Origin of the sequence: Limnohabitans sp. (genome assembly GCF_031539175.1) — a bacterium.
Taxonomy (GTDB): Bacteria; Pseudomonadota; Gammaproteobacteria; order Burkholderiales; family Burkholderiaceae_C; genus Limnohabitans.
The window spans coordinates 1-24,582 of sequence record NZ_JAVKLQ010000019.1; the positions used below are offsets into that span (position 1 = coordinate 1).

Here is a 24,582-nt window from a genome sequence, read left to right on the forward strand (position 1 = left end):
AAACCGTGACGGATGAGGAATTGACTATGATTGAAAACCGATTGAATCATCGCCCCAGAAAGCGACTAGGATTCAAGACACCTCACGAGGTATTCCATGCCTCGTTAAAGCGTGTTGCACTTCGTCCTTGAATCCGCCGTTTTAATAATGCGCACAACTTATTTGAAATACAGGGCTTGCACATCGCTAGAAGCGGGAGCCTCGCCGTTTTCGAGCATGTGACGGTGCTTGTCCAAGCGCTTTAAATCGTAGAGATAGTTGACCATCAAGCCGTGCGACTGCTTGACGCCTTTGGTGGACGGATCGGCAAACCAGTTGATGCGTTCGATGCGGGCACCATTGCCCAAATGGAAGCGCGCCACAGGGTCGAGCACTTGCTCGCCTTGGCGGCTTTGCCCCAAATATTGCGCTGCGCTACGAGTCAAAAACAAACGCAAGGGTGACTTGACCGACAAGGCGCTCAACACCAAAGGCTGCTCAATGGCCGCCAACACATGGGTGGCGGTAGGCGGCTCGAAACTCAACTCACGCCCCAAGGCCGACAGCTCTTTGTCGTTCAAGTGCGCCAACAACTCAGGCAGCTGACGCATCAGCCAAGGACGCAAACCAGGGATGGGCGACAAAGTGGCGAAAGTCTTGAGTTTAGGGAACTCGGCCCGCAAGGTCTCGACCACGCGCTTGATCAAGGAGTCGCCAAAGCTCACGCCTTTCAAGCCGCCTTGGGTGTTGCTGATGGAGTAAAAAATAGCCACGCTGGACTTTTGCAAATCTTCAGGGGCAGCGCTTTCGTCCAACAACGGCATGATGTTGTCAGCCATCTCGTTGAGCAAGGCGACTTCCACAAAAATCAACGGCTCATTGGGCAAGCTGGGGTGAAAGAAGCCATAGCAACGACGGTCGCTGTCGAGGCGGTTTTTCAAGTCGGCCCAGCTGCGAATGTCGTGCACCGCTTCGTATTTGATGAGTTTTTCAATCAACGAGGCGGGGGAATCCCAGCTGATGGTGCGTAGCTCTAAAAACGCGACATCGAACCAAGTCGAGAACAAATTCTCTAACTCGGCATCGAGCGCCAGCAAGCGCTTGTTGCCTTTGAGTTGAGGTAACAATTCAGCGCGCAGATCCACCAAAAACCGCATGCCACCGGGGTAGGCCGCAAAGCGTTGCAACAAACGGGTGCGCGGTGAAACCAAGGCACGGCGCAGACGAATTTCAGCCGATCCTTCGTCTGCCGTGCCAAGCGCTGCGTCGTAATCATCACGCGCGGCGCGAACCTTGACGGCATCGGGACCAAACTGCTCACTGATCAACAACCACAAGTCTTGACGCTCATCCACACTGGCCTTGGCGTACCAATCGGCCAGCGCTTTGGCGCGACGACCGCCTTCGACTTCGCTCACACGCGGATCAACCACGGCCTGCAACTCGGCCAATGTGCGGCGCAAAGAGCGAGGCGATAAGGCCTCCTTCTTCTGACGCAGCGTAGCGTCTAGGCGCTCGCGTGTAGAACGGTTCTCTTCTTTCGGCGCTTCAGCAGCAAGGGCCGAATTACGCAATACGTTCAATTTGCTGTTGAGCCAAGATGTCGCAGTCATGGGTTTCTTTCTTCAAATCTCTCAAGCGGTCAAACCAACCAAGCTTTGGCTGCGTGTTAAGTCGCGCAAGGCTTCACGTTGTTGCAGCAAGTGGTGTCGCATGGCTTGTTCGGCGGCCTCGGCATTGCGTGCTTTCAACGCCTCAAACACAGCCATGTGCTCCGTCAAACTTTGCGTCAAGCGCCCTGGTGCATGCAATTGCTGCAGCCGAGCCAACTTCAAAATCTTGCGCAAATCTGCGATGGATTGAGCCAACCATTTGTTATTGGCCAATTGAATGATGGCCTCATGGATGGCGTAATTCGCCTCGTAATAATCATTGATGCGCCCAGCTTGGGCATGACTTGCCAAGCGCTCATGCCATTGCGACAGCACGCGCACATCCGCCTCACTGGCGTGGCGGGTGGCTTCAAAGGCACAACGCCCTTCTAAAAGCGCAATGACTGGAAAGATGTCGTCCAAATCTTGTTCGGTGACTTCGCTCACGAAACAGCCACGGCGTGGCTCATGACGAACCAAACCTTCGGCCGTCAGCACTTTGAGCGCTTCACGCAGTGGGGTGCGTGAAATCGACCATTGGGTACACAAGGCCGCTTCATCGATGAAATTACCAGGCGTCAATTGCCCATCAAAGATGGCAGCACGTAGCCGTGAGGCGACGTCATCGTGCAATGAGTTGACAAGTGGACGCATGGTGTGGGTTTGCTCGTAATTTCCCGTAATTACGTGTAATTATGAAAGCCAAACGCCCATGCTTGCGAGGTAAAACGCTAGGACTTTCCCTTAAAACCGGTGAAAAATCAGCTGTTTGTGCGGTGACGAACGGCTCGCCACCAAATGATCAAACCCAGCACCACCATGGGCACGCACAACCATTGGCCCATGCTCAGCCCCAAGGCCAACAGGCCTAAGTGTGCGTCGGGCTCGCGGAAATACTCGGCCATGAACCGAAGGCTGCCGTACCCGATCAAAAAGACGCCAGACACCGCCCCCACGGCCCGAGGCTTGCGGGCGTAGAGCCACATCACCACAAACAGCAACAGCCCTTCGCCCAAGAATTGATAGACCTGCGAGGGATGACGCGGCACCAAGCTGCCACTTTGTGGAAACGCCATCGCCCAAGGCAAGAATGGGTCAGCCGCCCTGCCCCATAACTCACCATTGATAAAGTTACCCACGCGGCCTGCTGCCAACCCCGTCGGTACGCAGGGTGCAATGAAGTCGGTCACCAAAAACCAAGCCCTTTGGCGCTGCCACGCAAACACAGCCATGGCAGAAATCACCCCCAGCATGCCGCCATGAAAACTCATGCCGCCTTGCCAAACCGCAAAAACCTCCAACGGATGTGCTGCGTAATAAACGGGCTTGTAAAACAAGCAATACCCCATACGTCCGCCCAACACCACGCCAACCACGCCATAAAACAGCAAATCTTCAATGTCTTGCTTGGACCACAGCCCTTGCGCGAACAAGTGCGCATAAGGTGCTTGTCGCAAACGCAACTGGGCCAGCCCCATAAACAGCGCGAAGGCGGCCAAGTAAGTCAAGCCATACCAATGGATGGCCAAAGGGCCCAATTGCAGGGCAACAGGATCAATCGTGGGGTGCAGCAACATAGCGGGTGATTGTGCCCTGCGCGAAGGTGACGCAGCAGCACCAACAGCCGCAGTTAAACTTGAGGCTTAACCAAATTACAGAGTCAACATGGACATTAAAACCATCAAGATCAACCGTCGCTCGGCCAACATCACCGAGGGCAAGTCCCGCGCTCCTAACCGCTCCATGTATTACGGCATGGGCTACGTGGAAAGCGATTTCTCCAAGCCCATGATCGGCGTGGCCAACGGTCACAGCACCATCACCCCCTGCAACAGCGGTTTGCAAAAGCTGGCTGACGCAGCGGTGGACGCGATTGAGGCCGCTGGCGGTAACGCGCAAATCTTCGGTACACCCACGATTTCCGACGGCATGGCCATGGGCACTGAGGGCATGAAGTACTCACTGGTCAGCCGCGAAGTGATTTCGGACTGCATCGAGACCTGCGTGCAAGGCCAATGGATGGACGGCGTGCTGGTGGTCGGCGGCTGTGACAAGAACATGCCCGGCGGCATGATGGGCATGTTGCGCGCCAACGTGCCCGCAATCTATGTGTACGGCGGCACCATCTTGCCCGGTCACTACAAAGGTGAAGACCTGAACATCGTCAGCGTGTTTGAAGCCGTGGGCCAAAACGCCGCGGGCAACATGAGCGACGAAGACCTCAAACAAATCGAACAACGTGCCATTCCAGGCACCGGCTCATGCGGTGGTATGTACACGGCCAACACCATGTCTTCGGCCTTCGAAGCCTTGGGCCTGTCACTGCCCTACTCGTCCACCATGGCGAACCCACACGACGAAAAGCTCAACTCGGCCCAAGAGTCCGCCAAGGTGCTGATCGAAGCGGTCAAAAAAGACCTGAAGCCACGCGACATCGTGACCAAAGCCTCGTTGGAAAACGCTGTGGCCGTCATCATGGCCACCGGCGGATCAACCAACGCCGTGCTGCACTTTTTGGCCATCGCCCACGCTGCTGGTGTGGACTGGTCCATCGACGACTTCGAGCGTGTGCGCCGCAAAGTACCCGTGATTTGTGACTTGAAGCCCAGCGGCAAATACTTGGCCGTTGACTTGCACCGCGCTGGCGGCATTCCCCAAGTGATGAAAACCTTGTTGACGGCTGGCTTGCTCGACGGCAGTTGCATGACCATCACTGGCAAGACCGTGGCCGAGAACTTGAAAGACATCCCAGACGCCCCTCGCGCCGACCAAGATGTCATCCGCCCGATCAGCAACCCGATGTATGCCGAAGGCCACTTGGCCATTCTCAAAGGCAATTTGTCACCCGAAGGTGCCGTCGCCAAAATCACGGGCTTGAAAAACCCTGTCATCACCGGCCCAGCACGCGTGTTTGATGACGAACAATCCGCCCTGCAGGCCATTTTGGACGGCAAGATTGTGGCGGGCGACGTGATGGTCTTGCGCTACCTCGGCCCCAAAGGCGGCCCCGGCATGCCTGAAATGTTGGCCCCCACAGGCGCCCTGATTGGCGCGGGCTTGGGCGAGAGTGTGGGCCTCATCACCGACGGTCGCTTCTCGGGCGGTACTTGGGGCATGGTGGTGGGTCACGTGGCGCCTGAAGCGGCAGCGGGTGGCAACATTGCATTCGTCAACGAAGGTGACTCGATCACCATCGATGCGCGTCAATTGCTGTTGCAACTCAACGTCGACGAGGCCACGCTGGCCAAACGCAAAGAAGGCTGGAAAGCCCCTGCGCCACGTTACGTGCGCGGTGTGCAGGCCAAATTTGCCTTCAATGCATCGAGCGCCAGCAAGGGCGCTGTGTTGGACGACTATTGAACATCGAGGAGATCCTTATGAAACGCACTTTGTTGGTTCTGATTTCTGCCACCACGTTGTTGAGCCCCGCGTTTGCTGACCAAGCGCTGGCAACGTCAAAGAACTGCATGGCCTGCCATGCACTCGACAAAAAACTGGTCGGCCCGTCCTACAAGGATGTAGCAGCCAAATATGCGGCCGACAAAACAGCCGTTGACAAACTGGCAACCAAAATTCAAAAAGGTGGTGCTGGCGTATGGGGCCCTATCCCCATGCCTGCCAACACGCAAGTCAACGATGCAGAAGCCCACAAATTGGCCGCTTGGATCTTGACGATCAAGTGATCGCCTCAACGATCGACACCAACCCGCTGCTCACCCAGCGGGTTTTTTTATAGGCGACAGCTGCAAGCCTTGCGACAGGGGTATTGAGTAAACTCTGTCGTTGTTTTTATCTCTGTCACCAAGCCCTTTCCAGGACCCTGAACATGACCACCATCCGCCAAAACGATTTGATCGAATCGGTCGCTGCTGCACTGCAATACATCAGCTACTACCACCCTGCCGATTTCATCAGCCACTTGGCCAGCGCCTACGAGCGCGAGCAAAGCCCCGCAGCCAAAGACGCCATCGCGCAAATCTTGACCAACAGCAAAATGAGTGCCTTCGGCCACCGCCCGATTTGCCAAGACACCGGCATCGTGAACGTGTTCTTGAAAGTGGGCATGGACGTGCGCTGGGAAGGGTTCACAGGCAGCTTGGAGGACGCCATCAACGAAGGGGTACGCCGTGGCTACAACTTTGCCGACAACATGCTGCGTGCCTCGGTGGTGGACGACCCTCAGTTCGCCCGTAAAAACACCAAAGACAACACGCCTGCTGTGATCTTCACGCAAATCGTGCCTGGCAACAAAGTCGATGTGACCGTGGCAGCCAAAGGCGGCGGCAGCGAGAACAAGTCGAAGATGTACATGCTCAACCCCAGCGATAGCGTGGTGGATTGGGTGCTGAAAACTGTTCCAACGATGGGCGCAGGATGGTGCCCACCTGGTATGTTGGGCATTGGCATTGGCGGCACGGCTGAAAAAGCGGTGCTCATGGCCAAAGAAAGCTTGATGGACGACCTCGACATGTACCAGTTGCTGGAGAAATCTAGCAAAGGCGAGAAGCTCACTCAAGTCGAAGAACTGCGCTTGGAGCTGTACCACAAGGTCAACGCACTTGGCATTGGTGCGCAAGGCTTGGGCGGCTTGACCACCGTGCTCGACGTGAAGATCAAGATGTACCCCACGCATGCGGCCAGCAAGCCGATTGCGATGATTCCTAACTGTGCGGCGACGCGCCACGCCCACTTTGTGATGGACGGTTCTGGCCCCGTGTATTTGGAAGCGCCATCGTTGGACCTGTGGCCCGATGTGAACTGGACACCCGACACACAAAAGAGCAAGCGTGTAGACCTCAACACCCTCACCAAAGAAGAAGTGGCGAGCTGGAAGCCAGGCCAAACCATTTTGCTCAACGGCAAGATGCTCACAGGCCGTGATGCTGCGCACAAACGCATTCAAGACATGCTGGCCAAGGGCGAGAAGTTACCTGTGGACTTCACCAACCGCGTCATTTACTACGTGGGCCCTGTGGACCCCGTGCGCGACGAGGTGGTTGGCCCAGCAGGCCCAACGACCGCGACCCGCATGGACAAGTTCACCGAGATGATGCTGTCGCAAACCGGTTTGATCTCGATGGTGGGTAAAGCCGAACGCGGCCCGACGGCCATTGAAGCGATCAAGAAGCACAAGTCGGCTTACCTCATGGCAGTGGGCGGCGCAGCGTACCTCGTGTCCAAAGCCATCAAGCACGCCAAAGTGGTGGGTTTTGCGGACCTCGGGATGGAAGCCATTTATGAATTCGACGTGGTCGACATGCCCGTGACGGTCGCCGTTGACTCTGGCGGCACGAGCGCCCACATCACCGGTCCAGCCGAGTGGGAAAAACGCATTGCCACAGGCGAGTTCAAAGGCATTGGTGTGAAGGCGGGTTAAGCTGTAAAAGCATCAAAAGATGCAACTTGGCCAGCTGGCCAAGTTGCACACTTTCACACGTAGACCTATAAAAAAAACCGCTGGAGCTTTGAATAGCACCAGCGGTTTTTGTTTGAGTCTAGCTGGCGTTAAGCCATGTTCTGATTTCGTTCAATGCAAATGACGCGGCTTGCGTCCACCATGCCCCGAACCGCCGTGACCATTGCCACCAGACCCACGGGGTGGACGACCTAAATCCAATGAGTTCACCAAATTGTCAAAGCGCTGTGAAAACAGTTTGTCAATTTCATTCACCACACCACCCAACTCAGCACCATCAAAATGGCGCTCCATCAGATGCACCACATCGTTGATCAACATGTCACGCTGCGCCTGCATGATGTCGGCAGGTGTGGGGCCGACGAACAGCATCACGAAGTCGTCGCGTGAATCTTGTCCACGGGTTTCGTCTTCTTCGTCAAAGTCGTTGTCGTAGAAAGTAACTTCAATGGCAGCGCCTGCAGCAGTCAGTTCGTTCAAGCTCATGCACATTTCGTCCAAGCATTGACGAAAGTCATCATCGCCTGGCACCGTCCAGCACATTTGCAACATGTGGGCTTGTGCATCAAAACGAATACCGGGCTCTTCGGGGTAGGCGCTGGTTGCACCGTCTTGCAGAGAAGACGATCCAGCATATTTCCAAAGGGGGCGCAAAGCGTCTTGTAGTTGAGCAAGGTCCACATCGGCTCGAAGTGAGACCTCCCCGTGAACGTGAATTTCATACGCGGCGTTGTAACGTGCCATGACGAAACTCCTTCTTTGCAGTCTAAATGGATGGTGCCCGAGACCGGAATCGAACCGGTACGCCCCTTACGGAAAGCGAGAGATTTTAAGTCTCTTGTGTCTACCTATTTCACCACTCGGGCGGTGTCTTTGACGTGACGTTCATTTTACGTCAAGCCATGGTGACTCTCGGGGATACGTGCATGTTGATTGACATATGGATGCGCTATATTTATTTACTCACAACGGAGAAGCATCGTGAATTCAAACACTTTAAAAATTTCAATGGGTCTTTTTCTGGGTCTCAGTCTGAGCCTAAGTCAAGCCGCAGAGCCCAAAGCTGCACCCTCGGCAGAACCCGTCGTTAAAAAATCAGACTCGGGTATTTGTCACGACAAGTCCAGCGCCTCATTCACCAGCACCAAAAAATTCACCGCCTTCACCTCCATGGATGAGTGCGTGAAAACAGGAGGCCGTGCTCCCAACGGACAAACCGCCGCTGCCGAGAGCATGGTCAAAAAGTCTGAGTCTGGCATTTGTCATGACAAAACGAGCCCCAGCTACGAACGCACCAAGAAGTTCACAGAATTTAAAACAATGGATGAATGCGTCAAGAGCGGCGGAACGGCACCCAAAAAATAAGCATAGCTTTGCAGCCGTCCAACAAAAAGCCTGCTCAAACGCAGGCTTTTTTACTTAAACAGTGCGGCGGCACGCGCAGCAACTTGGTCAAAGATTTTTTGTCGAATTTCATTTTTTCGACGCAACTGTGAACGCTTGCTAGAGGCCACGTCTTGCTCCGAACGCGGTACCCATTCCATCGGCAGGCGCCAGTGAGATTTTCCGACCAACACCTCAGCACCCAACTCTTTCCAAATGGCATCGTAGTTTTGGCCGACCCGACGCGACAGACTGCGATAACCCGAGTACGCATGCTCATGGTCTGCAACACCCAAAAGATCCGTCAGTCGCCAACCTGAGACCAGCGCCTGAAAAGCGGTCAACAAAATATTGTGCGGCCGTGTGCGCTCTAGCCGCTGCGTGACCACTTTGATTTCTTGCTGCGCTTGGCGTTGACCTTGAATATTGCCAATCACCAACATGTCACCCGGGTGGCCGCCTCGCAAATGCGTATGCGCCAACACACTCAACGCGGCTTTCATGACTGTGATCTTGTTGAGCTTGAGATGCAACTCCATCTCACCTTCACGACCCAATGCACGCCCGGGCTGTAAATCGATGCTGATCACCCCTTCAGCACATTCTTGGGTGTAAAGCTCGATGATGCCCTGTGCGTAAAAATCTCGGATAACGGGTGCTGAAATATGCGTTGTCAGCCAATCAAAATGCGACAACATCGCATCGGTTCGCTTTTGTGCATTGAGTGAGCGCCAGAGGTAAGAGCGCATAGGTCTCAACATCATTGGCAGATCATGGTGGGTCATCACCCCCCTCAAATCGCGCGCATCAAAGTACTGGCGAATCTGCGCTAGTTTTCGGCGACACAACCAGTGACGTATGTTGAATTTGAGATGACGCTTCGCCGTTTGTAACCAGCCACCATGGCCGTCGTCAAGCAGGCGAAAAAGTGCCGTAGCTTTGTAGGGCCGCGGAGTCATCTTGATCATTTGAATAAATTATGTAAGCACGAACAAAAAAGCCTCTGAAACTAAGTTTCAGAGGCTCTGTAATTGGAGCGGGAAACGAGACTCGAACTCGCGACCTCAACCTTGGCAAGGTTGCGCTCTACCAACTGAGCTATTCCCGCATTGCTTCGTATTTAACGAAGGCCAAAGTATAAAGGGTTTTTATCTACTTTACAGCCGCAAGCTTGAAATATTTCACAAATGCGTCAAGCGCCCAAAGCTTTCGCAATCCGGTTGCGCCCTACTGTGGACTTTGGACATTGCCCCTTGGGCAGTGGGAACCAACTGCGCACATCCTGCTCCAAGCCAATGCCGTGCATGAAGTTATAAATCGCCTTTTTCAAACCCAACCCTAACGTGTCGTGATCCGTGCCAGTGGGGTCGACAAAACCAATATCATTCTTCGCAAAACTCACATCGGGCAGTGGCACCAATTGAATGCCATACGCATCAGGGTCTTTGCCCACGGGCGAATGCACGGTGCAAGCAAAGCGGTGAAAGAAACCGCTTTGGATACAACCATTCTCAAAGAGCTGGCGCACATATTCCAACGCATCCACGGTGTCTTGCAGCGTTTGCGTTGGAAAACCGTACATCAAGTAAGCGTGCACCAAAACACCCGCGTCTGAAAAGCTTTTGGTCACGCGTGCCACCTGCTCCACAGAAACGCCTTTTTTCATCAACTGCAACAAGCGGTCTGAGGCGACTTCCAAACCGCCGGACATGGCGATGCAACCACTCTCAGCCAACAACTCGGCCAATTCCGGCGTGAAGGTTTTTTCAAAGCGAATGTTGCCCCACCAAGAAATTTGAATTTGGCGACGCAGCAACTCTTCGGCCAAAGCTTTCAAGGCTTTGGGCGGTGCAGCTTCATCCACAAAGTGAAACCCTGTCTGCCCGGTTTCGGCCACGATGCGTTCAATGCGGTCCACCAAGGTGCTGGCAGACGCCGTTTCGTAGCGCGAGATGTAGTCCAAACTCACGTCACAAAAACTGCATTTTTTCCAATAACAACCGTGCGCCACGGTCAACTTGTTCCAACGCCCATCGCTCCACAAACGGTGCATCGGGTTGAGCATGTCCAACAGAGACAAATAGCGATTCAGGGGCAAGCCGTCCCACGTGGGTGTGCCCACGTCTTCAAAAGGCACATCAGGCTCGGCCCAGTTCATCAAACGCACTTGGTGGTCATCGCTGCGAATGAAGGTACGCACCAAACGCTGCGCACTGCGCTTGCCGTGCAAATGCTCTAACAACGCGAGCAAGGGCCTCTCGCCCGCGTCAAGTGTGATGAAGTCGACAAAATCAAACAGCCGCGGATCGGTCAACTCACGCAATTCGGTATTTACAAACCCGCCGCCCATGGCAATGCGCACTTCAGGGTGATGACGCTTGATCGTTTGTGCAATCCGCAGCGCGGCATACACCGCCCCCGGAAACGGCACCGACAACAGCACCAACTGCGGCTGATGCTTGGCCATCGCGGCCAAGGTCAAGCTTTGGAGCACCTCATCCACCAAGGTTTCAGGCGCGGCCAGTGCTTGCGCCAAGGGCTCAAAAGTTGCCTGACTGCCCGCCAACGACTCCGCGTAACGGACAAACTCAAAGCGCGAATCCACGGCGTCACGCAACACATCGGCCAAATCATTCAAATACAAGGTGGCCAAATGCCGCGCACGATCTTGTTGCCCCAAAGCCCCAAATGCCCACGCCAAGGGGTCGCCGCTGCCATCGTCCTCGTACGCATCCAAAGCAGCGAAACGCGGGCCTTCGGGCAAAAAACCACGTCCCGCAATGCGATGACTCAAGGTGGAATCACGCCCTTGCAAAAGGGCAATCGTCGGCGCAATGGTGCCGTGGTAGCGAGAAAAGAAATCTAGAAAATAGTTGACCGATGCACTGCGCTCAGCTTCGGGCAAGGCCAAAGCTCGATCGCGCACTTGCACCAAACCACCTGGTGTGAACAGCGCCAGTACCAGCGCCAACGCCAAATCGTCCTGCACCGCATCGACCTGTTGTGCACGCAAAAAACCCGTGAGATACGCCGTGGACGGGTAAGGCGTGTTGAGCTGTGTCATCGGCGGGATGAGGCTCAACACACGGAATGCAGTCTTTGGAGCCAAAGCGCCAGCAACTTGGATAGAAGTCAAATTCACGGTGGGCGTTGGACAAAAATAAAAGTGCTCGCATTATCGTTGAGCAGCTCAACGGTCAGCCCACAGTCATCCACAGCAACGGCCCCAAAGCAAGCGGCCTTCAACGCCTTCAACCGAGGTGTTCGAACTTCAGCTTCGCAGCAAAGAAATCGCTGCTTTTGTTGACCCAACAAATCGCCGCCAAGGCGCCCAACACTGACAGTGCCCATTGCATGGCAGATGGCCCTTGCTCGGCACTGGCCAGACCCACCCAGACCAGCAACACCGGTCCGAGACAAACGGCCAAGCCACGCTGAACATGGGGGTGGTTCATCTGCTGGGAAATTTGCAACGCTGAAACGGGCACCGCACGCGTGCGGTTGCAGTGCAACGCCCAAGCCATGGAAGGCAGCAGCATGGCCAGCACGCCGTAGGCCGTGCTGTCGCCCAGCCACATCAGGGCACCCAGCGCCATCAAGACCAGGCCCGACATTTCTTGCGCGGCTGGCGAAAGCCCCAACCCGGGTCGCACGCGCAGCGCCCCGTTCAAGACCGCTGCCGTCAGCGCGGGCAAACCCGCCATCAACGCGACATGCGTGGTCACGACCTGAGCCGTGCTCCAACCTGCACCCATGCACCAGTCATGACCCAGCCACAGCGTGCCCATCATCAAACCCATGGCCGAAGGGGCCAACAGGGTCTGTGGTGCAGCAACCGCACCGGCGCAAACGCGTGCCCGACCTGCGGGACGGCGGTCTCTGGCGTACAGCACAGCGGCGGACAGCGCCAGCAAGAAACCCACGCCACGGGTCAACACGACATGATCTCCGACACCGACACCGACACCGACATCCAACCCACGCCACCCGAGCCAGCCCAAGCCCAGCAAAGCTGCGGCCAAAACCGGTGGCCACGCCATGCGCCCGGACTGGAATGAGCTGACTTGGCTGCGCGTTTCGATCAGGGCCGTCCACACACCCCACACCAAAGCCAACGCCAGCAAGCTGGCATGCACCCAAGCCCCCGCAGAAGCACCCACCCAACCCAGCCCAACCACCCCCAAAGCCGTCAGAGCCCCCAACAAGCCCACGACGACCGAAGGACAGCGAAACGCCCAAGACGTACCCCGGCATAGCACCCGCGCCGCCCACCAGACGGCGACTGCCAGCACCCCACTGGCCAATGACCAACCGAGGCGCTGGCCCTGTTGTCCCAGCCAAAGCCAAGCCAGCAGCTGGTTTGTCCACTGCGCCACCTCTCCCGTATGAGAGAGCCACGCATGTCCGGCATCGGAACGCAAACCATGCTCTGCAGTCTTAGATCGTGTCAGGCGCGAAGCATCAGACATGCGCATACCCGTGCAACTGGTCCGAGCCGCCTGCTGCATGCACGCTCACATTAAAAGACACGATCACCCGGTCGGCCGTGCCGTGGTAGGGCATGGCCTGGTGCGCCAGCCATGAAGGGAACACCACCAGCTGGCCCGGCACCGGTTCGATGTCGAGGTGCACGTTTTGCAAATAAGCGTTGCCAAAATCCATGGCCGCGCCGCCCAGCCGGTTGAAGTGCGGGCCATAAAACCGCGTCACGCCATTGGCCGCACCCAGCACCGGGTGCTGGCGGCGCTGTTCGGGCGGGTCCACTTGCAGGCAATACACGCCCGACCACGAACAGTTGCCGTGGGTGTGCACATCGTGGTGGCTGCCCTGGCTGGAGACCTGAAACCAGATGCCGCGCAGCGCGATCTGAAAGCCCGGCTTGGCCTCGGGCCAGGCACCCTGGTTAGCCAGCACCACCGTCTGGCGCACGCTGTCCACGATGAAGCGCACCAACTGTTCCCACTCCGCCACACGGATGCGTTGCAGCAAATCGTCGCGGCTGGCGTAAAAAGCTTTGGGCTCACCCGACACGGCGGGGTCCGTGGCGCGCATGGTTTGAAACACCCGCACCAACACCTCGTTGACCGCATCGGCTTGCGCGAAGCGGTGCACGCCGATGGGCGTGTGCCAAAGCTGGTGGAGCGGGTCGGGCTGGATCATGGTGCGCAGGTCCGGGTCAGGCGGTGACCATCAAATCCGCCGGCCACTTCAGCCGATGCCCGGTGCGTGCGGCCAGCGCTTCGATGTCTTCGAGCGTGTCCACATCGGTGCGGTAACGGGTGTTGGTCGTGGCCCAGGGGTGGACTTGTTCGGGATTGGCCGACTGCCATTGACGGCAGCCCACGTTGGCATCGCCCTCCAAAATTTGGTCGCGCACTTCGGCGCTGAACATGACCGGGTTGCCCGGCAGACCATCGACCGTGGGCTGCACCACTTGTGCGCCCTCAGGCCGCTTTTTGTAGGCCCCGATCAGGTCGTTGATGTCTTGTGAATTGATCAGCGGCTGGTCGGCCAGCGCCACCAGCACCGCATCGAGTTTGGGCGACAAGGCTTGCAGGCCCAGGCGCAGCGAAGAAATCTGCCCGGCGTCCGGATCAGGGTTGCGCACCAGCGTGACCGGGAACTCTTTGACCGCCTCTTCGATGCGGTCGGCGTAGTGGCCCAGCACCACCACGACTTCGTCGACCCCCGCACCCGACAGCGCGATCAGCTGGCGGCGAATGAGCGGCACACCGCCCAGCTCGAGCAGGCTTTTGGGGCGGTAGCCCATGCGCGAGGCCGAGCCCGCCGCCAACAACACCGCGCCCACGGTGACGCGGCTGTACAAGCCCCCACCACCTTTGAGAATGCAACCCATGATCAGCCCCCACAGCAAGAAGATTTGGCCGATGCTGCCACAGCAACAGGGGCCAACACGGGCTCGGCTGTCCGGGTCGAGACGACACTGGATTCGGTCGCCGTGGCGGCGACCTTTTTGGCCCCACCGCAGCAACTGCTGGTCCCCGCCACCGGCGCAACGGCCTTGGGCTTTTCCGGCTCGGTAGATGCACTGTCCGAAATGTCCTGACTTTTCACAGTTGTAGAACAGCAAGAAGACGAAACAGCCGCAGAAGCTGCAACCGATGACTGCGTTGCAGTCGACACGAAAGAAGCCATGGGGGCAGCCAAAGCAGCTAGAGTCGCAGGCACCAAGGATTCACGTCCGCGCCGCGCCGCCACGACGGAGGTCAGCACCGACAAAGCAATTTCTTCGGGTGTCTGCGCGCCGATGATCGCGCCCGCCGGGGCCACGATACGGGCCACAGCGGCCGGGTCTTCGCCGCTGGTCACCAGGCTTTGCAGCAACACCTCGGCCTTGCGCGCACTGGCCACAAACCACAGGCCTTGCGGCTGCAAAGCCAGCGCGGCTTTGAGGCCCTGCACATCACGGCGGCCTTGCGTGGCCACAACCACAAAAGGCGAAGACAGTCGAGCGCTCACTTGCGACACGTCGTCGCTGTCCAGCACCGTGTCGGCATCGGGAAAATCAGCCGCTTGCGCGCCGTGCGCCACCACCGCCACGCGCAGGCCCACGCGGGGGGCCAGGCCCACCAGCGCACGGGCTACGGGCGAGTCACCCACCACGGTCAACATGGCCGAGGGCATGACCGGGTCGATGAACAATTCGAGCGTCCCGCCCGAGTGGCAAGCCATGCCGAATTCGAGCACATCGCCCAGATCGCGCTCGGCGCTTTCGTCCGACGGAGAGATACGGATCTTGCGCGGCTGGCCGTCCAGCAAAGCGCGGCGCACGGTCTTGATGACCGCAGGTTGGGCGCAACCACCGCCGATCCAGCCATGGATTTGACCGTCCGGCGTGACCACCGCTTTGTCGCCGGCTTTGCCCGAGGTGGGCGCTTGGGCACTCAGCACTGTGACCAGCGCGAAAGGCTGGTCGGCGGCTTGCAAGCGGGCGGCTTGGGTGATCCATTCATTGCGGTTCATGGGGCTTTCCTTCACTGTTCGGTACTTTGTTCGGTGATTCGTTCGGTCCTCAATGGACTTTTCAATTCAATCGTCTTCATGCGTTCAATGCAGCACATGTCGGGCAGCGGCCAAATCGGCCAAGCTGGCCAGCGGCACAAAACGTTCTATGCGGCTTCTGGCACGCTGCAAGGCACCCGCTGCGGGCACCTGGCGCGTGGGGTGAAACCAGGTGATGCGGGCACCGCGTGCGCGCACTTCCTGCAAGGCGGCATCCAGCAGGTCCGGCCCGTCGGTGTCAAAACCGTCCGAGAACACCCACACGCGTGCGCCCCGGTTGAGCTGGGCGCGGGCGTGCTGGCGGGCAAACTCTTGCAAGCTGGCGGCGATGCGGGTGCCACCACCAAAGCCCGCCGTCACGGCGTTCACTTTTTCCTGAATGGCGGGCGTATCGCGGTGCATGTAGGGCGTGACTTCGGCCAAGCGGGTGTGAAACACAAACACACGGGCATCGGCCTCCAAAGCAAAAGCGCGGGCCACGCGCAAAAACAAGGCAGCATGTGATTCCATCGAGCGGCTCACATCGGCCAGGATGAACAGGCGCGGCGGCTCGACGCGTTTGACTTTCCAGGCCGGCTGCATCAACTCACCACCCCAGGCCACGCTGCGGCGCAGGGTCTGGCGCAAATCCAGCCGTTGACCGCGTGGGGCCACGCGCCAGCGGCGGGTGGGGTGCGGCTGCAGTTTGGCGGTAATCTGGCGGGCCAGTTGTTGCAGGGCGCTCAGCTCTTGCGGCATCCACATCTGTCCATCGCGCTGGTGCAGGGCTTCGGTGCGGCTGGCTCCGCCCTGGGCGCGGGTCGTGCCGCTGCCCTGTTCGTCATGCTGGCTCGATGCGGAGTCACCTGCGGTTTGGGGCGCGGCCTGCTGGCCGTTGGCTTGGGTGTTCGGTTGTTGCGCCGCGTCCATCTGGTCGTGCAGCGCCTGCACGCTTTGGCGCAGGTTGCGGCTGGGCCGGGTCTGGCCGCTGACCTTCACGCCACCGCGCAATTTTTCGGGGTGCCAAAAGCGCTCGTACACATCGGGCCACAGCTGCCATTCGCGGTGGCTGTGGCAAGCAATCGCGCGCCAGGCGGCTTGCAAGGGGCGCTCGTGCAGCGGGCCAAAAAACTGGGCCGCTTGCAGCATGGCCTGTTGTTCGGCCACGCCCACCGTCAGGCCGTGTTCGCGCAGCAGCGCGGCAAAACCAGCCAACCGCTCAGAGGGCGTGGTGGCGCTCTGGGCAGTCGTTCCAGCAGGAAGGATGAAGTGGCGTTCGTGCATGCCGCATCAACATTCGGTGCTCAAACTGAGGGCAGTCATGTCGTCGCCTTGGCCTGCTCGTTGGCGTTTTCGGCCACGCCCACGGTGCGGCGACCTTCGACCAACTGGCGAAGGCGTTCAGGGCCCATCACAAAGCGGTCTTCGCGGGTCTTGAGCAGGCAGCCCAAAGTGCCCAGCACCGCCGACATGTCTTCGGGCAAGCTGTGGTGACGCATCTGAAACAGGGCGTTCACCCAGTCCAGGGTTTCGGCGATGCCGGGGATCTTGGCCAGGTCTTCGCGGCGCAGGCGCTGCACGAACTGCACAGCGTCTTCGACCAGCCGGGTGTCGACCTCGGGCAAGGCGGCTTTGACGATGGCGATCTCTCGCGCCAGCGTCGGGTAATCGAGGTAGTGGTACAAGCAGCGGCGGCGCAGCGCGTCTGACAATTCACGCGTGCCGTTGCTGGTCAGAATGACCTGCGGAATCTGCGTGGCGCGGATGGTGCCGATCTCGGGCACGGTGATCTGGTATTCGGCCAGCACTTCGAGCAAGAAGGCTTCAAAGGCTTCGTCGGCGCGGTCGATCTCGTCGATCAACAGCACGCAGGGGCCTTGCTGGCTGATGGCGCGCAGCAAGGGGCGCTCCAGCAAATAGTCGCGGCTGAACACGTCCGACTCGCGCACACGGCCAGCGCCATCATGACTGCCGCCTTTTTGTGCGGCTTCGCTCATGCGGATCGCCATCAACTGGCGGCCATAGTTCCACTCGTAAGCGGCTTGCGCCAGGTCCAGGCCTTCAAAGCATTGCAAGCGCACCAGGGTGGCGTTTTGCGATTGGGCCAACGCTGTGGCCAGCGCCGTCTTGCCCACGCCCGCGTCGCCTTCGAGCAACAACGGGCGCTGCAAGGCAGACGCCAGCCACACGGTGGTGGCCAGGTCGGCATCGGCCAGATAGCCCGCACGCTGCAGCCGCTCGCGCAGCAAGCGCTCCTCAGCTGCGGGTTGTCCGGGTTGGTCTGGCGTCGTCATGCTCAGGCCTTCTTGCCCAGCAGGCCACCAAACCAGCTCTTGACCAAGGCCCAGAAGATGGCCAGGCCGTTGATCTCGCGGGCCACCACGGGTGCCTTGGGCGCAGCAGCAGGTGCCGCAGCCTCACCACCGGATGCAGCAGCTCCAGCCACCTGTGCAGCAGCCGCAGGCGAACCCTCAGCCGCAGGCAAGGTCAGCGCGGTCTGGCGGAAGTTTTCGACAAACTGCGCCAGCAGCATGTCGGAGACTTGCACCATCATGCGGCCGCCGAACTGGGCGAATTTGCCGTTCACGATCACGGCGGCTTGACCATTCAGCACGCAATGCGCGGGGTTGGCCGGGTCGGCGGTGATGATCGCGGTCAGGTCCATCGAGGCGGACGAGCCGCCCTTGTCGGCACCCTTGCCGCGCAAGACCATCTTGCGCTCGGCCGCCACGGCTTCGATCACGTCCACGGTGCCGCCGAACTGCGCGACCGCCGGGCCGACCTTGACCTTGACGCCGCCCTTGAACGAGGTCTCGGACAGCTGCTCGGTGATTTCGGCACCGGGCATGCAGTTGGCGGTGGCCTTCAGGTCGGTCAGCAGGGCCCAGGCCCGTGCCGCGTCCACATCGAGCGGGTATTGTTTGTCGAGTTTGACTTCCATGATGGTTCCTGATTACAAAGCTGCGCCGTGCTCGCGCAGCGCTTTCCAGGTGCGGAAAGCGTTGTGCGGCATGTCCAGGTGCGTGACACCCAGGTGAGAGAAGGCATCGACCACGGCCGAGGTGAAGGTGGGGATCGAGCCTACATGGGGCGACTCGGCCACGCCCTTGGCACCCAGGGGGTGGTGAGGCGAAGGCGTCACGGTGTGGTCGGTTTCCCAGTGCGGGGTTTCCACGAAGGTGGGCAAGAAGTAGTCCATCAGCGTGTTGCCCAGCAGGTTGCCCTGTGCGTCGAATGGCATTTGCTGGCCCATGGCCACGGCAAAACCTTCGGTCAGACCGCCGTGGATCTGGCCGTCGATGATCATCGGGTTGATGCGGGTGCCGCAGTCGTCCAGCGCGTAGAAGCGGCGGATTTTGGTCTCGCCCGTCGCACGGTCGATGTCCACCACGCACAGGTAGATGCCGAAGGGGAAGGTGAAGTTCGGTGGGTCGTAGTAGTGCACGGCTTCCAGGCCTGGCTCCAGGCCATCTGGTGGCTGGTGGTAGGCCTGCCAGGCCACATCGGCCATGGTTTTGAACTTGCTGTCGTCGCCCTTGACTTTGAAGCGGTCCACTTCCCAGTCGAGGTCGTTTTCGTTGACTTCGAGCATGTGGGCGGCGATCTTGCGGGCTTTTGCGTGGATCTTGCGGGCAGCCAGCGCGATGGCAGCACCGGCCACAGGGGTGGAACGCGAACCGTAAGTGCCCAGGCCGTAAGGCGCAGTGCTGGTGTCGCCTTCTTCGACCTGAATCACTTCAGACGGAATACCCAGCTCGGTGGCGATGATCTGCGCATAGGTGGTCTGGTGACCTTGGCCCTGCGTGATCGTGCCCATGCGGGCGATGGCGCTGCCGGTGGGGTGGATGCGGATTTCGCACGAGTCGAACATGCCCACACCCAAGATGTCGCAGATCTTGGATGGGCCAGCGCCCACCACTTCGGTGAAGGTGACCAAGCCAATGCCCATCAGCGTGGGGCTGTTGGGGTCGGCGCGCTTGGCCGCTTGCTCGGCGCGCAGGCCTTTGTAGTCCACGGCTTCGAGCACTTTGTCGAGAGCGGTCTGGTAGTCGCCCGAGTCGTATTCAAAACCGAAGGCGCTGGTGTAGGGGAACTGCTCTTTCTTGACGAAGTTTTTGGCGCGGATCTCGGCCTTGTCCATGCCCAGCTTTTGGGCCAGCACGTCGACCATGCGCTCGATCAGGTAGACCGCTTCGGTCACGCGGAAGGAGCAGCGGTACGCCACGCCACCGGGGGCCTTGTTGGTGTAGACGCCTTTGACGCTGGCGTGCGCCGCAGGAATGTCGTAGCTGCCTGACACGATGTGGAACATGCCAGCCGGGAACTTGGTCGGGTCGGCACAGGCGTCGAACGCGCCGTGGTCGGCCACCACGTTCACACGCAGGCCGGTGATCTTGCCGTCGGCTGTCGCAGCCAGTTCGCCGTCCATGTGGTAGTCACGGGCGAAGGCGGTGGACGAGATGTTTTCGATGCGGTCTTCGACCCACTTGACGGGGCGGCCCAGCACGATGGAGGCCACGATGGCGCAGACATAACCGGGGTAGATGCCGACCTTGTTGCCAAAGCCGCCACCGATGTCGGGGCTGACGATGCGCACTTTGGACTCGGGAATGCCGGACAGCATGGACACCACGGTGCGCACCACGTGAGGGGCTTGCGAGGTGATGAAGGTGGTCAGGTCGCCCTTGATCGGGTCGAAGCTGGCCACGCAGCCGCAGGTCTCCAGCGGGCAGGGGTGCACGCGGGGGTAGTGCATGTGCTGCGACACGGTGATTTCGGCCTTGTCAAAAGCCGCGTCGGCGGCCGACTTGTCACCGGCATCCCAGGTGAAGATGTGGTTGTGGTGGTCGCGCTTGCCGTGTGCGCCTTCGGTCTTGCCAGCGAGGTCTTCACGGATCACGGGGGCACCGGGTTGCAGCGCGGCATAGGGGTCGAGCACCACGGGCAGCTCTTCGTATTCGATCTCAACAGCTTCCACCGCGTCGGCGGCGATGTAGCGGTCGTCGGCGATGACGATGGCGACTTCCTGCATCTGGAAGTGGACCTTCTCGTCGGCCAGCACAGCAGCCACGTCACCCGCCAGAGTGGGCATCCAGTGCAATTTCAGGGGCTTCAAGTCGTCGGCTGTCAACACGGCGTGCACACCGGGGATGGCGAGCGCGGCTTCTTTGTTGATTTTGACGATGCGGCCGTGGGCGATGGGGCTGCGCACGATGTCCATGTGCAGCATGCCGGGCATCTTGATGTCATCGACGTAGTTGCCCTTGCCCTGGATGAAACGGGCGTCTTCCTTGCGCAGGCGCGATGCGCCCATGCCTGCCAGCGCGAGTTCGCGGGCTTCAGCGGTTTGTACCGGTGCGTTCATGTGTGTCTCCGATCAAATGGTTTGTCGCATCAAGCCGCAACGGGCTCTTGCAGTTTTTTGGCGGCGTACTGGACGGCTTTGACGATGTTCTGGTAACCGGTGCAGCGGCACAGGTTGCCCGCCATGCCATGGCGAATTTCGTCTTCGGTCGGGCTGGGGTTCTCTTGCAAGAAGCGGTAGGCGCGCATCAGCATGCCGGGGGTGCAAAAACCGCATTGCAAGCCGTGCTCTTTGTAAAAGCCTTCTTGAACGGCGTGCAGGACGCCTTTGTTGGCCAGGCCTTCGACGGTGAGCACTTCGGAGCCATCGCACTGCACGGCCAGGTGGGTGCACGACTTGACCGAGCGGCCGTCGATGTCCACGGTGCAAGCGCCGCAATGGCTGGTTTCACAGCCAATGTGTGCGCCGGTCAGGTTGAGTTCTTCGCGCAGGAAGTGGATCAGCAGGGTGCGTGGCTCAACGGCTTTTTCTTCTTTCTTGCCATTGACGGAAACGGTGACGAGTTTTTTGGACATGTTGTTTTCCTTATGCTTTAAGCGCAGCGCGACCAGGCTTTGTTCAGGGCGCGCTTGACCATCTCGCCAGCCATGGCGGTTTTGTATTCCACGTCGCCACGCAGGTCTTCGGCGGGGTCGCAGGCGGCAATGGCGGCTTCCACGGCAGCTTGCACATTGGCGGCATTGAAGGGCTTGTTCAGCAAGGCGGCTTCGGCAGCTTCAACGCGCACGGCGGCTGGGGCCACGTTGGTCAGGGCCACGCGCACATGGCTGACCTGGTCACCCGACTTGCGGATGACCACGGCGCAACCGGCTGTGGCCCAGTCACCGGTCTTGCGCTTGAGTTTTTCGTAGGCGTAGCCCGTGCCAGCCGCGAAAGCGGGCACGCGGATCTCGCACATGACTTCGTTTTCTTCGAGCAGCGTCATGTAGGTGCCGAGGAAAAAGCCATCAGCCGCCACGGTGCGGCGGCCGCTCGGGCCCTCCAGCACAAACGAGGCGTCGATCACGATGGACAGCGCAGGATGGTCGTTGCCAGGGTCGCCGTGGGCGATGTCGCCGCCGATCGTGCCGCGGTTGCGCACTTGGGGGTCAGCGATCAGCTTGGCCGCTTCGCACAGCAAAGGCACTTTGGCTTGCAGGATGGGCGAGGTGATCAGGTCGTTTTCGACCGTCATCGCGCCGATCACCACGGTGCCACCCTCTTCACGGATGCCCTTGAGTTCGGGGATGCGGTTGATGTCGATCAGGTGTTCGGGCTGGGCAAAGCGCAGCTTCATCATGGGCAGCAGGCTGTGGCCGCCCGCCAGCAACTTGGCATCGGAGCCCAACTGGCCGAGCAAGGCCACGGCCTCACCCACGGTCTTGGGCGCGTGGTATTCAAAACGCGGTGGAATCATCAAGGTCTCCTGTTTTTGTCTAGAACAAAACATAGTATTGATGCAAACCATTGCCCCACTCAACCTACAGGTTATAGGCAGATATGCGATTCATGGGTTGATTTAACGCACGAAATACACTTTTTCGCACACGAAACGCATAGAACAAAAATTTAATATTTCACAATCAGGGAATTCCCTGATCAAAATAGGAACTAGGACATACCCTAGGAATTCGGGTTAAAAACGCTAGAAATGATCAAGTCAAACCCAAGGCCTGGCGCAAACGACCGACTTCGCCGCGCGACACCGGCACAGGCTGGGTGTTTTTTCCTTTCAGAACCACATGTGTTTTCGCGCCCTCACGACCCAAGGTTTGCACTGCTTGTAAATTGACAATAAAGCAACGGTGTACCCGCATGAACTGCGCAGGATCTAGGCGCAAGGCCAAATCACCAATGCTCAGATTGCAAAAGTGGTAGCCATCGCGCGTGAGCACGCGGGTGAAGTGGGCTTGCGACTCCAGCGACAACACATCTTGGGTGTCCACAAAAGCCACCTTTTGGTTGGCCACCATCGGAATGCGCGACAGGCGCATGTTGCGTGCCGGGATCTCAGCAAGGGGTGGCTCTTGACCCACAACTTGGGTGACGTCATAAAACACTAAGGCGAAACCGGTGGTATCGCCCTTCTCATTCGCCAAACGACTGACCTTGATCAACAACACTTGCTCTGGAATGTTGATGATCATCGTCATCGGCACGGCGTTGGCCATCGGACAACCTGAGGCCTCATCCAGCAGAAACTTAACCTTGGGTTTGGAGCGCTCCGGGTGGAACGACGTCACCAGTTTGTTGAAGGGTTGCTTTTCGTCGACCGGCAACACCCTGCGCGCGTAATCGTTCATCGCCAGCACGTTGCGCTGCGCGTCAAGGTGAATGACCCCTGCCTCGAACTTTTCGAACACGTACAGACCCGGATTGGGCGCCGTCTTGGAATCCATCGTTTTTGTCTCCTGAACACTGGGTCAAGTGGTGCTCGCTGCGCGCCTCTTGGGACGGGCTGATCATGAGCAGGATTTAAGCGATGCTTAAATGCTTATTAATTTTGCCACTGACCATTTGTACGGCAGGAGACGCAACCTGCGTTTTAGTAATTGCGGAGACAAGGGTAAATACAGTGTGTCGTTGCACCCTAAATGTGTATGGGATGCCTCAGCATCCGATGCACAACTAGATGGCTATTTGTAAGCAAGAAACTGCAGAACTGCCGAATGAAAACGCTCGGGGGCCTCCAGATGTGGAACATGGCCTACGTTGTCCAGCTCAATCAATATCGAGTCAGGAATGCGCTTTTGTGCATCCTTGCCGAGTTGAGGGAAATAGCCCATGCCTTTAACCACATCGGGGGGAGCAAAGCGCCGGCCGAAGACCGTACGGTCAAGCTGTCCGATCGTCAACAGCACAGGCAACTTTAGTTTGGGCAGCTCGTTGTATGTGGCGCCTTCATAAATCATTTGATATGTCAAAGCTGAGACAAAGGCATAACGCGGGTATTCCGAACTGCGCTGCACACGCGAAAATTGCTCGACAAAGCGTTCAAACTCTGGGCGGTAGTTATCCTTGAAATAGCTCTTGATGAAGCTGCGATAGCTGTCCGTCGTTTGTGCCATTTCCTGCTTTTGGAGACTTTGAGTGGCCTGCTTCGGAATTGCAGGCACATACTCCTCCAAGCCCAGCGGGTTCTCCAAAACCAATGCACTCACACGTTGCGGATGTCTGCGTGCAAAATGAACGCCCAACATGCCGCCCATGCTGTTGGCTACCACAGCCACGCGACTCACGCCCAGTTGATCAAGCAAGCGCACGTTGTTGTCCGCTAAATCTGCAAAGTTATAGCGAATCTCGGGTTTGGACGATTTGCCAAAACCAATTTGGTCAGGGGCAATCACACGGTAGCCCTGCGCAGACAGGGTACGAATGGTGTTTTCCCAATAGTCAGCGCCAAAGTTTTTGCCATGAAACAGAATCACAGCACGTCCGTTGGGTTTGACGCTGGGCTGGACATCCATGTATGCCATTCTTACCAAATGCCCTTGTTGCTCAAACTGAAGGTGCTGCACTGGATAAGGGTAAATCCACCCTTCCATCCCGACCCCTAGTGGTTCTGCTTGATCGTAAGTTGGCGCGGCTAAAGATGTGGGCAGTTGCGTTGGTTGAGTTGCACAACCCACCATGGCAAGAAAAAGTAACGGGACAATTGATTTAAATTTAAATGTGGCGGATTCAAGGACGAAGTGCAACAAAGATGAACTGGTTATAGGTGGCTGAGGATGCGAGAGCATCATGGCCGCTTTAACCGCCAAATCGAAATTGCCCAATGTACAAGCACCTCAGCCGAGAAGAACGAT

At 58.3% G+C, this 24,582-nt stretch carries 22 protein-coding genes and 2 tRNA genes; 4 read left to right on the plus strand and 20 right to left on the minus strand.

Annotation, left to right across the window (positions count from 1 at the left end; all coding sequences use genetic code 11):
• Window positions 1-158: 158 nt before the first annotated feature.
• The 3 genes from RMS95_RS03595 to lgt form a co-directional block, all read right to left on the minus strand.
• A complete protein-coding gene (locus RMS95_RS03595; RefSeq protein ID WP_310643665.1) occupies window positions 159-1,592 on the minus strand; it encodes a malonyl-CoA decarboxylase in 1,434 nt (477 codons plus the stop codon).
• A 21-nt stretch (window positions 1,593-1,613) separates the two neighbouring features.
• Window positions 1,614-2,285, minus strand: a complete 672-nt coding sequence (locus tag RMS95_RS03600) for a GntR family transcriptional regulator (RefSeq protein WP_310643667.1) — start codon at window positions 2,283-2,285, stop codon at window positions 1,614-1,616.
• Between the two features lie 107 nt (window positions 2,286-2,392).
• The gene (gene lgt / locus RMS95_RS03605) at window positions 2,393-3,208 is read right to left on the minus strand and encodes a prolipoprotein diacylglyceryl transferase (protein ID WP_310643669.1); all 816 of its coding nucleotides are present in this window, start codon (window positions 3,206-3,208) and stop codon (window positions 2,393-2,395) included.
• 88 nt (window positions 3,209-3,296) lie between these two features.
• Between lgt and ilvD the strand changes: the two genes are divergently transcribed.
• The 3 genes from ilvD to RMS95_RS03620 all read left to right on the plus strand — a co-directional run bounded on the left by ilvD (window position 3,297) and on the right by RMS95_RS03620 (window position 7,008).
• Window positions 3,297-4,991, plus strand: coding sequence for a dihydroxy-acid dehydratase (ilvD, locus tag RMS95_RS03610; protein WP_310643671.1), 1,695 nt, complete (start codon window positions 3,297-3,299; stop codon window positions 4,989-4,991).
• Window positions 4,992-5,008: 17 nt separating this feature from the next.
• Window positions 5,009-5,314, plus strand: coding sequence for a c-type cytochrome (locus RMS95_RS03615; protein ID WP_310643673.1), 306 nt, complete (start codon window positions 5,009-5,011; stop codon window positions 5,312-5,314).
• A 143-nt stretch (window positions 5,315-5,457) separates the two neighbouring features.
• Window positions 5,458-7,008 (plus strand): fumarate hydratase, encoded by a 1,551-nt coding sequence (locus RMS95_RS03620; protein WP_310643675.1) that lies wholly within the window; start codon window positions 5,458-5,460, stop codon window positions 7,006-7,008.
• A 150-nt stretch (window positions 7,009-7,158) separates the two neighbouring features.
• Here the strand turns inward: RMS95_RS03620 and RMS95_RS03625 are convergent, their stop codons facing one another.
• Together RMS95_RS03625 and RMS95_RS03630 are read right to left on the minus strand one after the other, a co-directional pair.
• Complete coding sequence (locus RMS95_RS03625; RefSeq protein WP_310643677.1) at window positions 7,159-7,791, minus strand: DUF6806 family protein; 633 nt, start codon at window positions 7,789-7,791, stop codon at window positions 7,159-7,161.
• A 31-nt stretch (window positions 7,792-7,822) separates the two neighbouring features.
• Window positions 7,823-7,913, minus strand: a tRNA-Leu gene (locus tag RMS95_RS03630).
• A 142-nt stretch (window positions 7,914-8,055) separates the two neighbouring features.
• Here RMS95_RS03630 and RMS95_RS03635 point away from each other — a divergent pair.
• Entirely contained in the window at window positions 8,056-8,412 is a 357-nt protein-coding gene (locus RMS95_RS03635) for a hypothetical protein (protein ID WP_310643679.1), read from the plus strand.
• A gap of 50 nt (window positions 8,413-8,462) precedes the next feature.
• On the opposite strand, the gene RMS95_RS03640 is transcribed toward RMS95_RS03635, so the two are convergent.
• The 15 genes from RMS95_RS03640 to RMS95_RS03710 all read right to left on the minus strand — a co-directional run bounded on the left by RMS95_RS03640 (window position 8,463) and on the right by RMS95_RS03710 (window position 24,519).
• On the minus strand, window positions 8,463-9,398 hold the full coding sequence (locus tag RMS95_RS03640; protein WP_310643681.1) for a DUF535 family protein: 936 nt from the start codon (window positions 9,396-9,398) through the stop codon (window positions 8,463-8,465).
• A gap of 64 nt (window positions 9,399-9,462) precedes the next feature.
• A tRNA-Gly gene (locus RMS95_RS03645) sits at window positions 9,463-9,538 on the minus strand.
• A gap of 84 nt (window positions 9,539-9,622) precedes the next feature.
• Window positions 9,623-11,494, minus strand: a complete 1,872-nt coding sequence (locus tag RMS95_RS03650) for a radical SAM protein (RefSeq protein WP_310643706.1) — start codon at window positions 11,492-11,494, stop codon at window positions 9,623-9,625.
• Window positions 11,495-11,681: 187 nt separating this feature from the next.
• On the minus strand, window positions 11,682-12,899 hold the full coding sequence (locus tag RMS95_RS03655; RefSeq protein WP_310643683.1) for a hypothetical protein: 1,218 nt from the start codon (window positions 12,897-12,899) through the stop codon (window positions 11,682-11,684).
• Complete coding sequence (locus RMS95_RS03660) at window positions 12,892-13,590, minus strand: TIGR02466 family protein (RefSeq protein WP_310643685.1); 699 nt, start codon at window positions 13,588-13,590, stop codon at window positions 12,892-12,894. The genes RMS95_RS03655 and RMS95_RS03660 overlap by 8 nt, the downstream gene beginning before the upstream one ends.
• A 16-nt stretch (window positions 13,591-13,606) precedes the next feature.
• Window positions 13,607-14,287 (minus strand): nucleotidyltransferase family protein, encoded by a 681-nt coding sequence (locus tag RMS95_RS03665; RefSeq protein ID WP_310643687.1) that lies wholly within the window; start codon window positions 14,285-14,287, stop codon window positions 13,607-13,609.
• A gap of 2 nt (window positions 14,288-14,289) precedes the next feature.
• Window positions 14,290-15,414 (minus strand): XdhC family protein, encoded by a 1,125-nt coding sequence (locus tag RMS95_RS03670; protein ID WP_310643689.1) that lies wholly within the window; start codon window positions 15,412-15,414, stop codon window positions 14,290-14,292.
• An 84-nt stretch (window positions 15,415-15,498) separates the two neighbouring features.
• Window positions 15,499-16,716, minus strand: a complete 1,218-nt coding sequence (locus RMS95_RS03675) for a VWA domain-containing protein (protein ID WP_310643691.1) — start codon at window positions 16,714-16,716, stop codon at window positions 15,499-15,501.
• A gap of 35 nt (window positions 16,717-16,751) precedes the next feature.
• Window positions 16,752-17,726: a MoxR family ATPase gene (locus tag RMS95_RS03680; protein ID WP_310643694.1), complete on the minus strand. Its 975-nt coding sequence runs from the start codon at window positions 17,724-17,726 to the stop codon at window positions 16,752-16,754.
• Between the two features lie 2 nt (window positions 17,727-17,728).
• Window positions 17,729-18,373, minus strand: a complete 645-nt coding sequence (locus tag RMS95_RS03685) for an SRPBCC family protein (protein WP_310643696.1) — start codon at window positions 18,371-18,373, stop codon at window positions 17,729-17,731.
• 12 nt (window positions 18,374-18,385) lie between these two features.
• Window positions 18,386-20,797 (minus strand): aerobic carbon-monoxide dehydrogenase large subunit, encoded by a 2,412-nt coding sequence (locus tag RMS95_RS03690; protein WP_310643697.1) that lies wholly within the window; start codon window positions 20,795-20,797, stop codon window positions 18,386-18,388.
• Between the two features lie 29 nt (window positions 20,798-20,826).
• Entirely contained in the window at window positions 20,827-21,312 is a 486-nt protein-coding gene (locus RMS95_RS03695; RefSeq protein ID WP_310643699.1) for a 2Fe-2S iron-sulfur cluster-binding protein, read from the minus strand.
• A 17-nt stretch (window positions 21,313-21,329) separates the two neighbouring features.
• Window positions 21,330-22,193 carry a xanthine dehydrogenase family protein subunit M gene (locus RMS95_RS03700; protein WP_310643700.1) on the minus strand — a complete coding sequence of 288 codons (864 nt, stop codon included), beginning with the start codon at window positions 22,191-22,193 and terminating at the stop codon, window positions 21,330-21,332.
• Window positions 22,194-22,431: 238 nt separating this feature from the next.
• The gene (locus RMS95_RS03705) at window positions 22,432-23,175 is read right to left on the minus strand and encodes a LytTR family transcriptional regulator DNA-binding domain-containing protein (RefSeq protein WP_310643702.1); all 744 of its coding nucleotides are present in this window, start codon (window positions 23,173-23,175) and stop codon (window positions 22,432-22,434) included.
• A 237-nt stretch (window positions 23,176-23,412) separates the two neighbouring features.
• Complete coding sequence (locus tag RMS95_RS03710) at window positions 23,413-24,519, minus strand: alpha/beta hydrolase (RefSeq protein ID WP_310643704.1); 1,107 nt, start codon at window positions 24,517-24,519, stop codon at window positions 23,413-23,415.
• Between the last annotated feature and the right edge of the window lie 63 nt (window positions 24,520-24,582).

Excerpts from the sequence above, each read along its gene's own strand:
- RMS95_RS03595 (WP_310643665.1), bottom strand. The coding sequence starts at position 1,592 with ATGACTGCGACATCTTGGCTCAACAGCAAATTGAACGTATTGCGTAAT.
- RMS95_RS03600 (WP_310643667.1), bottom strand. The coding sequence starts at position 2,285 with ATGCGTCCACTTGTCAACTCATTGCACGATGACGTCGCCTCACGGCTA.
- lgt (WP_310643669.1), bottom strand. The coding sequence starts at position 3,208 with ATGTTGCTGCACCCCACGATTGATCCTGTTGCCCTGCAATTGGGCCCT.
- ilvD (WP_310643671.1), top strand. The coding sequence starts at position 3,297 with ATGGACATTAAAACCATCAAGATCAACCGTCGCTCGGCCAACATCACC.
- RMS95_RS03615 (WP_310643673.1), top strand. The coding sequence starts at position 5,009 with ATGAAACGCACTTTGTTGGTTCTGATTTCTGCCACCACGTTGTTGAGC.
- RMS95_RS03620 (WP_310643675.1), top strand. The coding sequence starts at position 5,458 with ATGACCACCATCCGCCAAAACGATTTGATCGAATCGGTCGCTGCTGCA.
- RMS95_RS03625 (WP_310643677.1), bottom strand. The coding sequence starts at position 7,791 with ATGGCACGTTACAACGCCGCGTATGAAATTCACGTTCACGGGGAGGTC.
- RMS95_RS03635 (WP_310643679.1), top strand. The coding sequence starts at position 8,056 with ATGGGTCTTTTTCTGGGTCTCAGTCTGAGCCTAAGTCAAGCCGCAGAG.
- RMS95_RS03640 (WP_310643681.1), bottom strand. The coding sequence starts at position 9,398 with ATGATCAAGATGACTCCGCGGCCCTACAAAGCTACGGCACTTTTTCGC.
- RMS95_RS03650 (WP_310643706.1), bottom strand. The coding sequence starts at position 11,494 with ATGACACAGCTCAACACGCCTTACCCGTCCACGGCGTATCTCACGGGT.
- RMS95_RS03655 (WP_310643683.1), bottom strand. The coding sequence starts at position 12,899 with ATGTCTGATGCTTCGCGCCTGACACGATCTAAGACTGCAGAGCATGGT.
- RMS95_RS03660 (WP_310643685.1), bottom strand. The coding sequence starts at position 13,590 with ATGATCCAGCCCGACCCGCTCCACCAGCTTTGGCACACGCCCATCGGC.
- RMS95_RS03665 (WP_310643687.1), bottom strand. The coding sequence starts at position 14,287 with ATGGGTTGCATTCTCAAAGGTGGTGGGGGCTTGTACAGCCGCGTCACC.
- RMS95_RS03670 (WP_310643689.1), bottom strand. The coding sequence starts at position 15,414 with ATGAACCGCAATGAATGGATCACCCAAGCCGCCCGCTTGCAAGCCGCC.
- RMS95_RS03675 (WP_310643691.1), bottom strand. The coding sequence starts at position 16,716 with ATGCACGAACGCCACTTCATCCTTCCTGCTGGAACGACTGCCCAGAGC.
- RMS95_RS03680 (WP_310643694.1), bottom strand. The coding sequence starts at position 17,726 with ATGACGACGCCAGACCAACCCGGACAACCCGCAGCTGAGGAGCGCTTG.
- RMS95_RS03685 (WP_310643696.1), bottom strand. The coding sequence starts at position 18,373 with ATGGAAGTCAAACTCGACAAACAATACCCGCTCGATGTGGACGCGGCA.
- RMS95_RS03690 (WP_310643697.1), bottom strand. The coding sequence starts at position 20,797 with ATGAACGCACCGGTACAAACCGCTGAAGCCCGCGAACTCGCGCTGGCA.
- RMS95_RS03695 (WP_310643699.1), bottom strand. The coding sequence starts at position 21,312 with ATGTCCAAAAAACTCGTCACCGTTTCCGTCAATGGCAAGAAAGAAGAA.
- RMS95_RS03700 (WP_310643700.1), bottom strand. The coding sequence starts at position 22,193 with ATGATTCCACCGCGTTTTGAATACCACGCGCCCAAGACCGTGGGTGAG.
- RMS95_RS03705 (WP_310643702.1), bottom strand. The coding sequence starts at position 23,175 with ATGGATTCCAAGACGGCGCCCAATCCGGGTCTGTACGTGTTCGAAAAG.
- RMS95_RS03710 (WP_310643704.1), bottom strand. The coding sequence starts at position 24,519 with ATGATGCTCTCGCATCCTCAGCCACCTATAACCAGTTCATCTTTGTTG.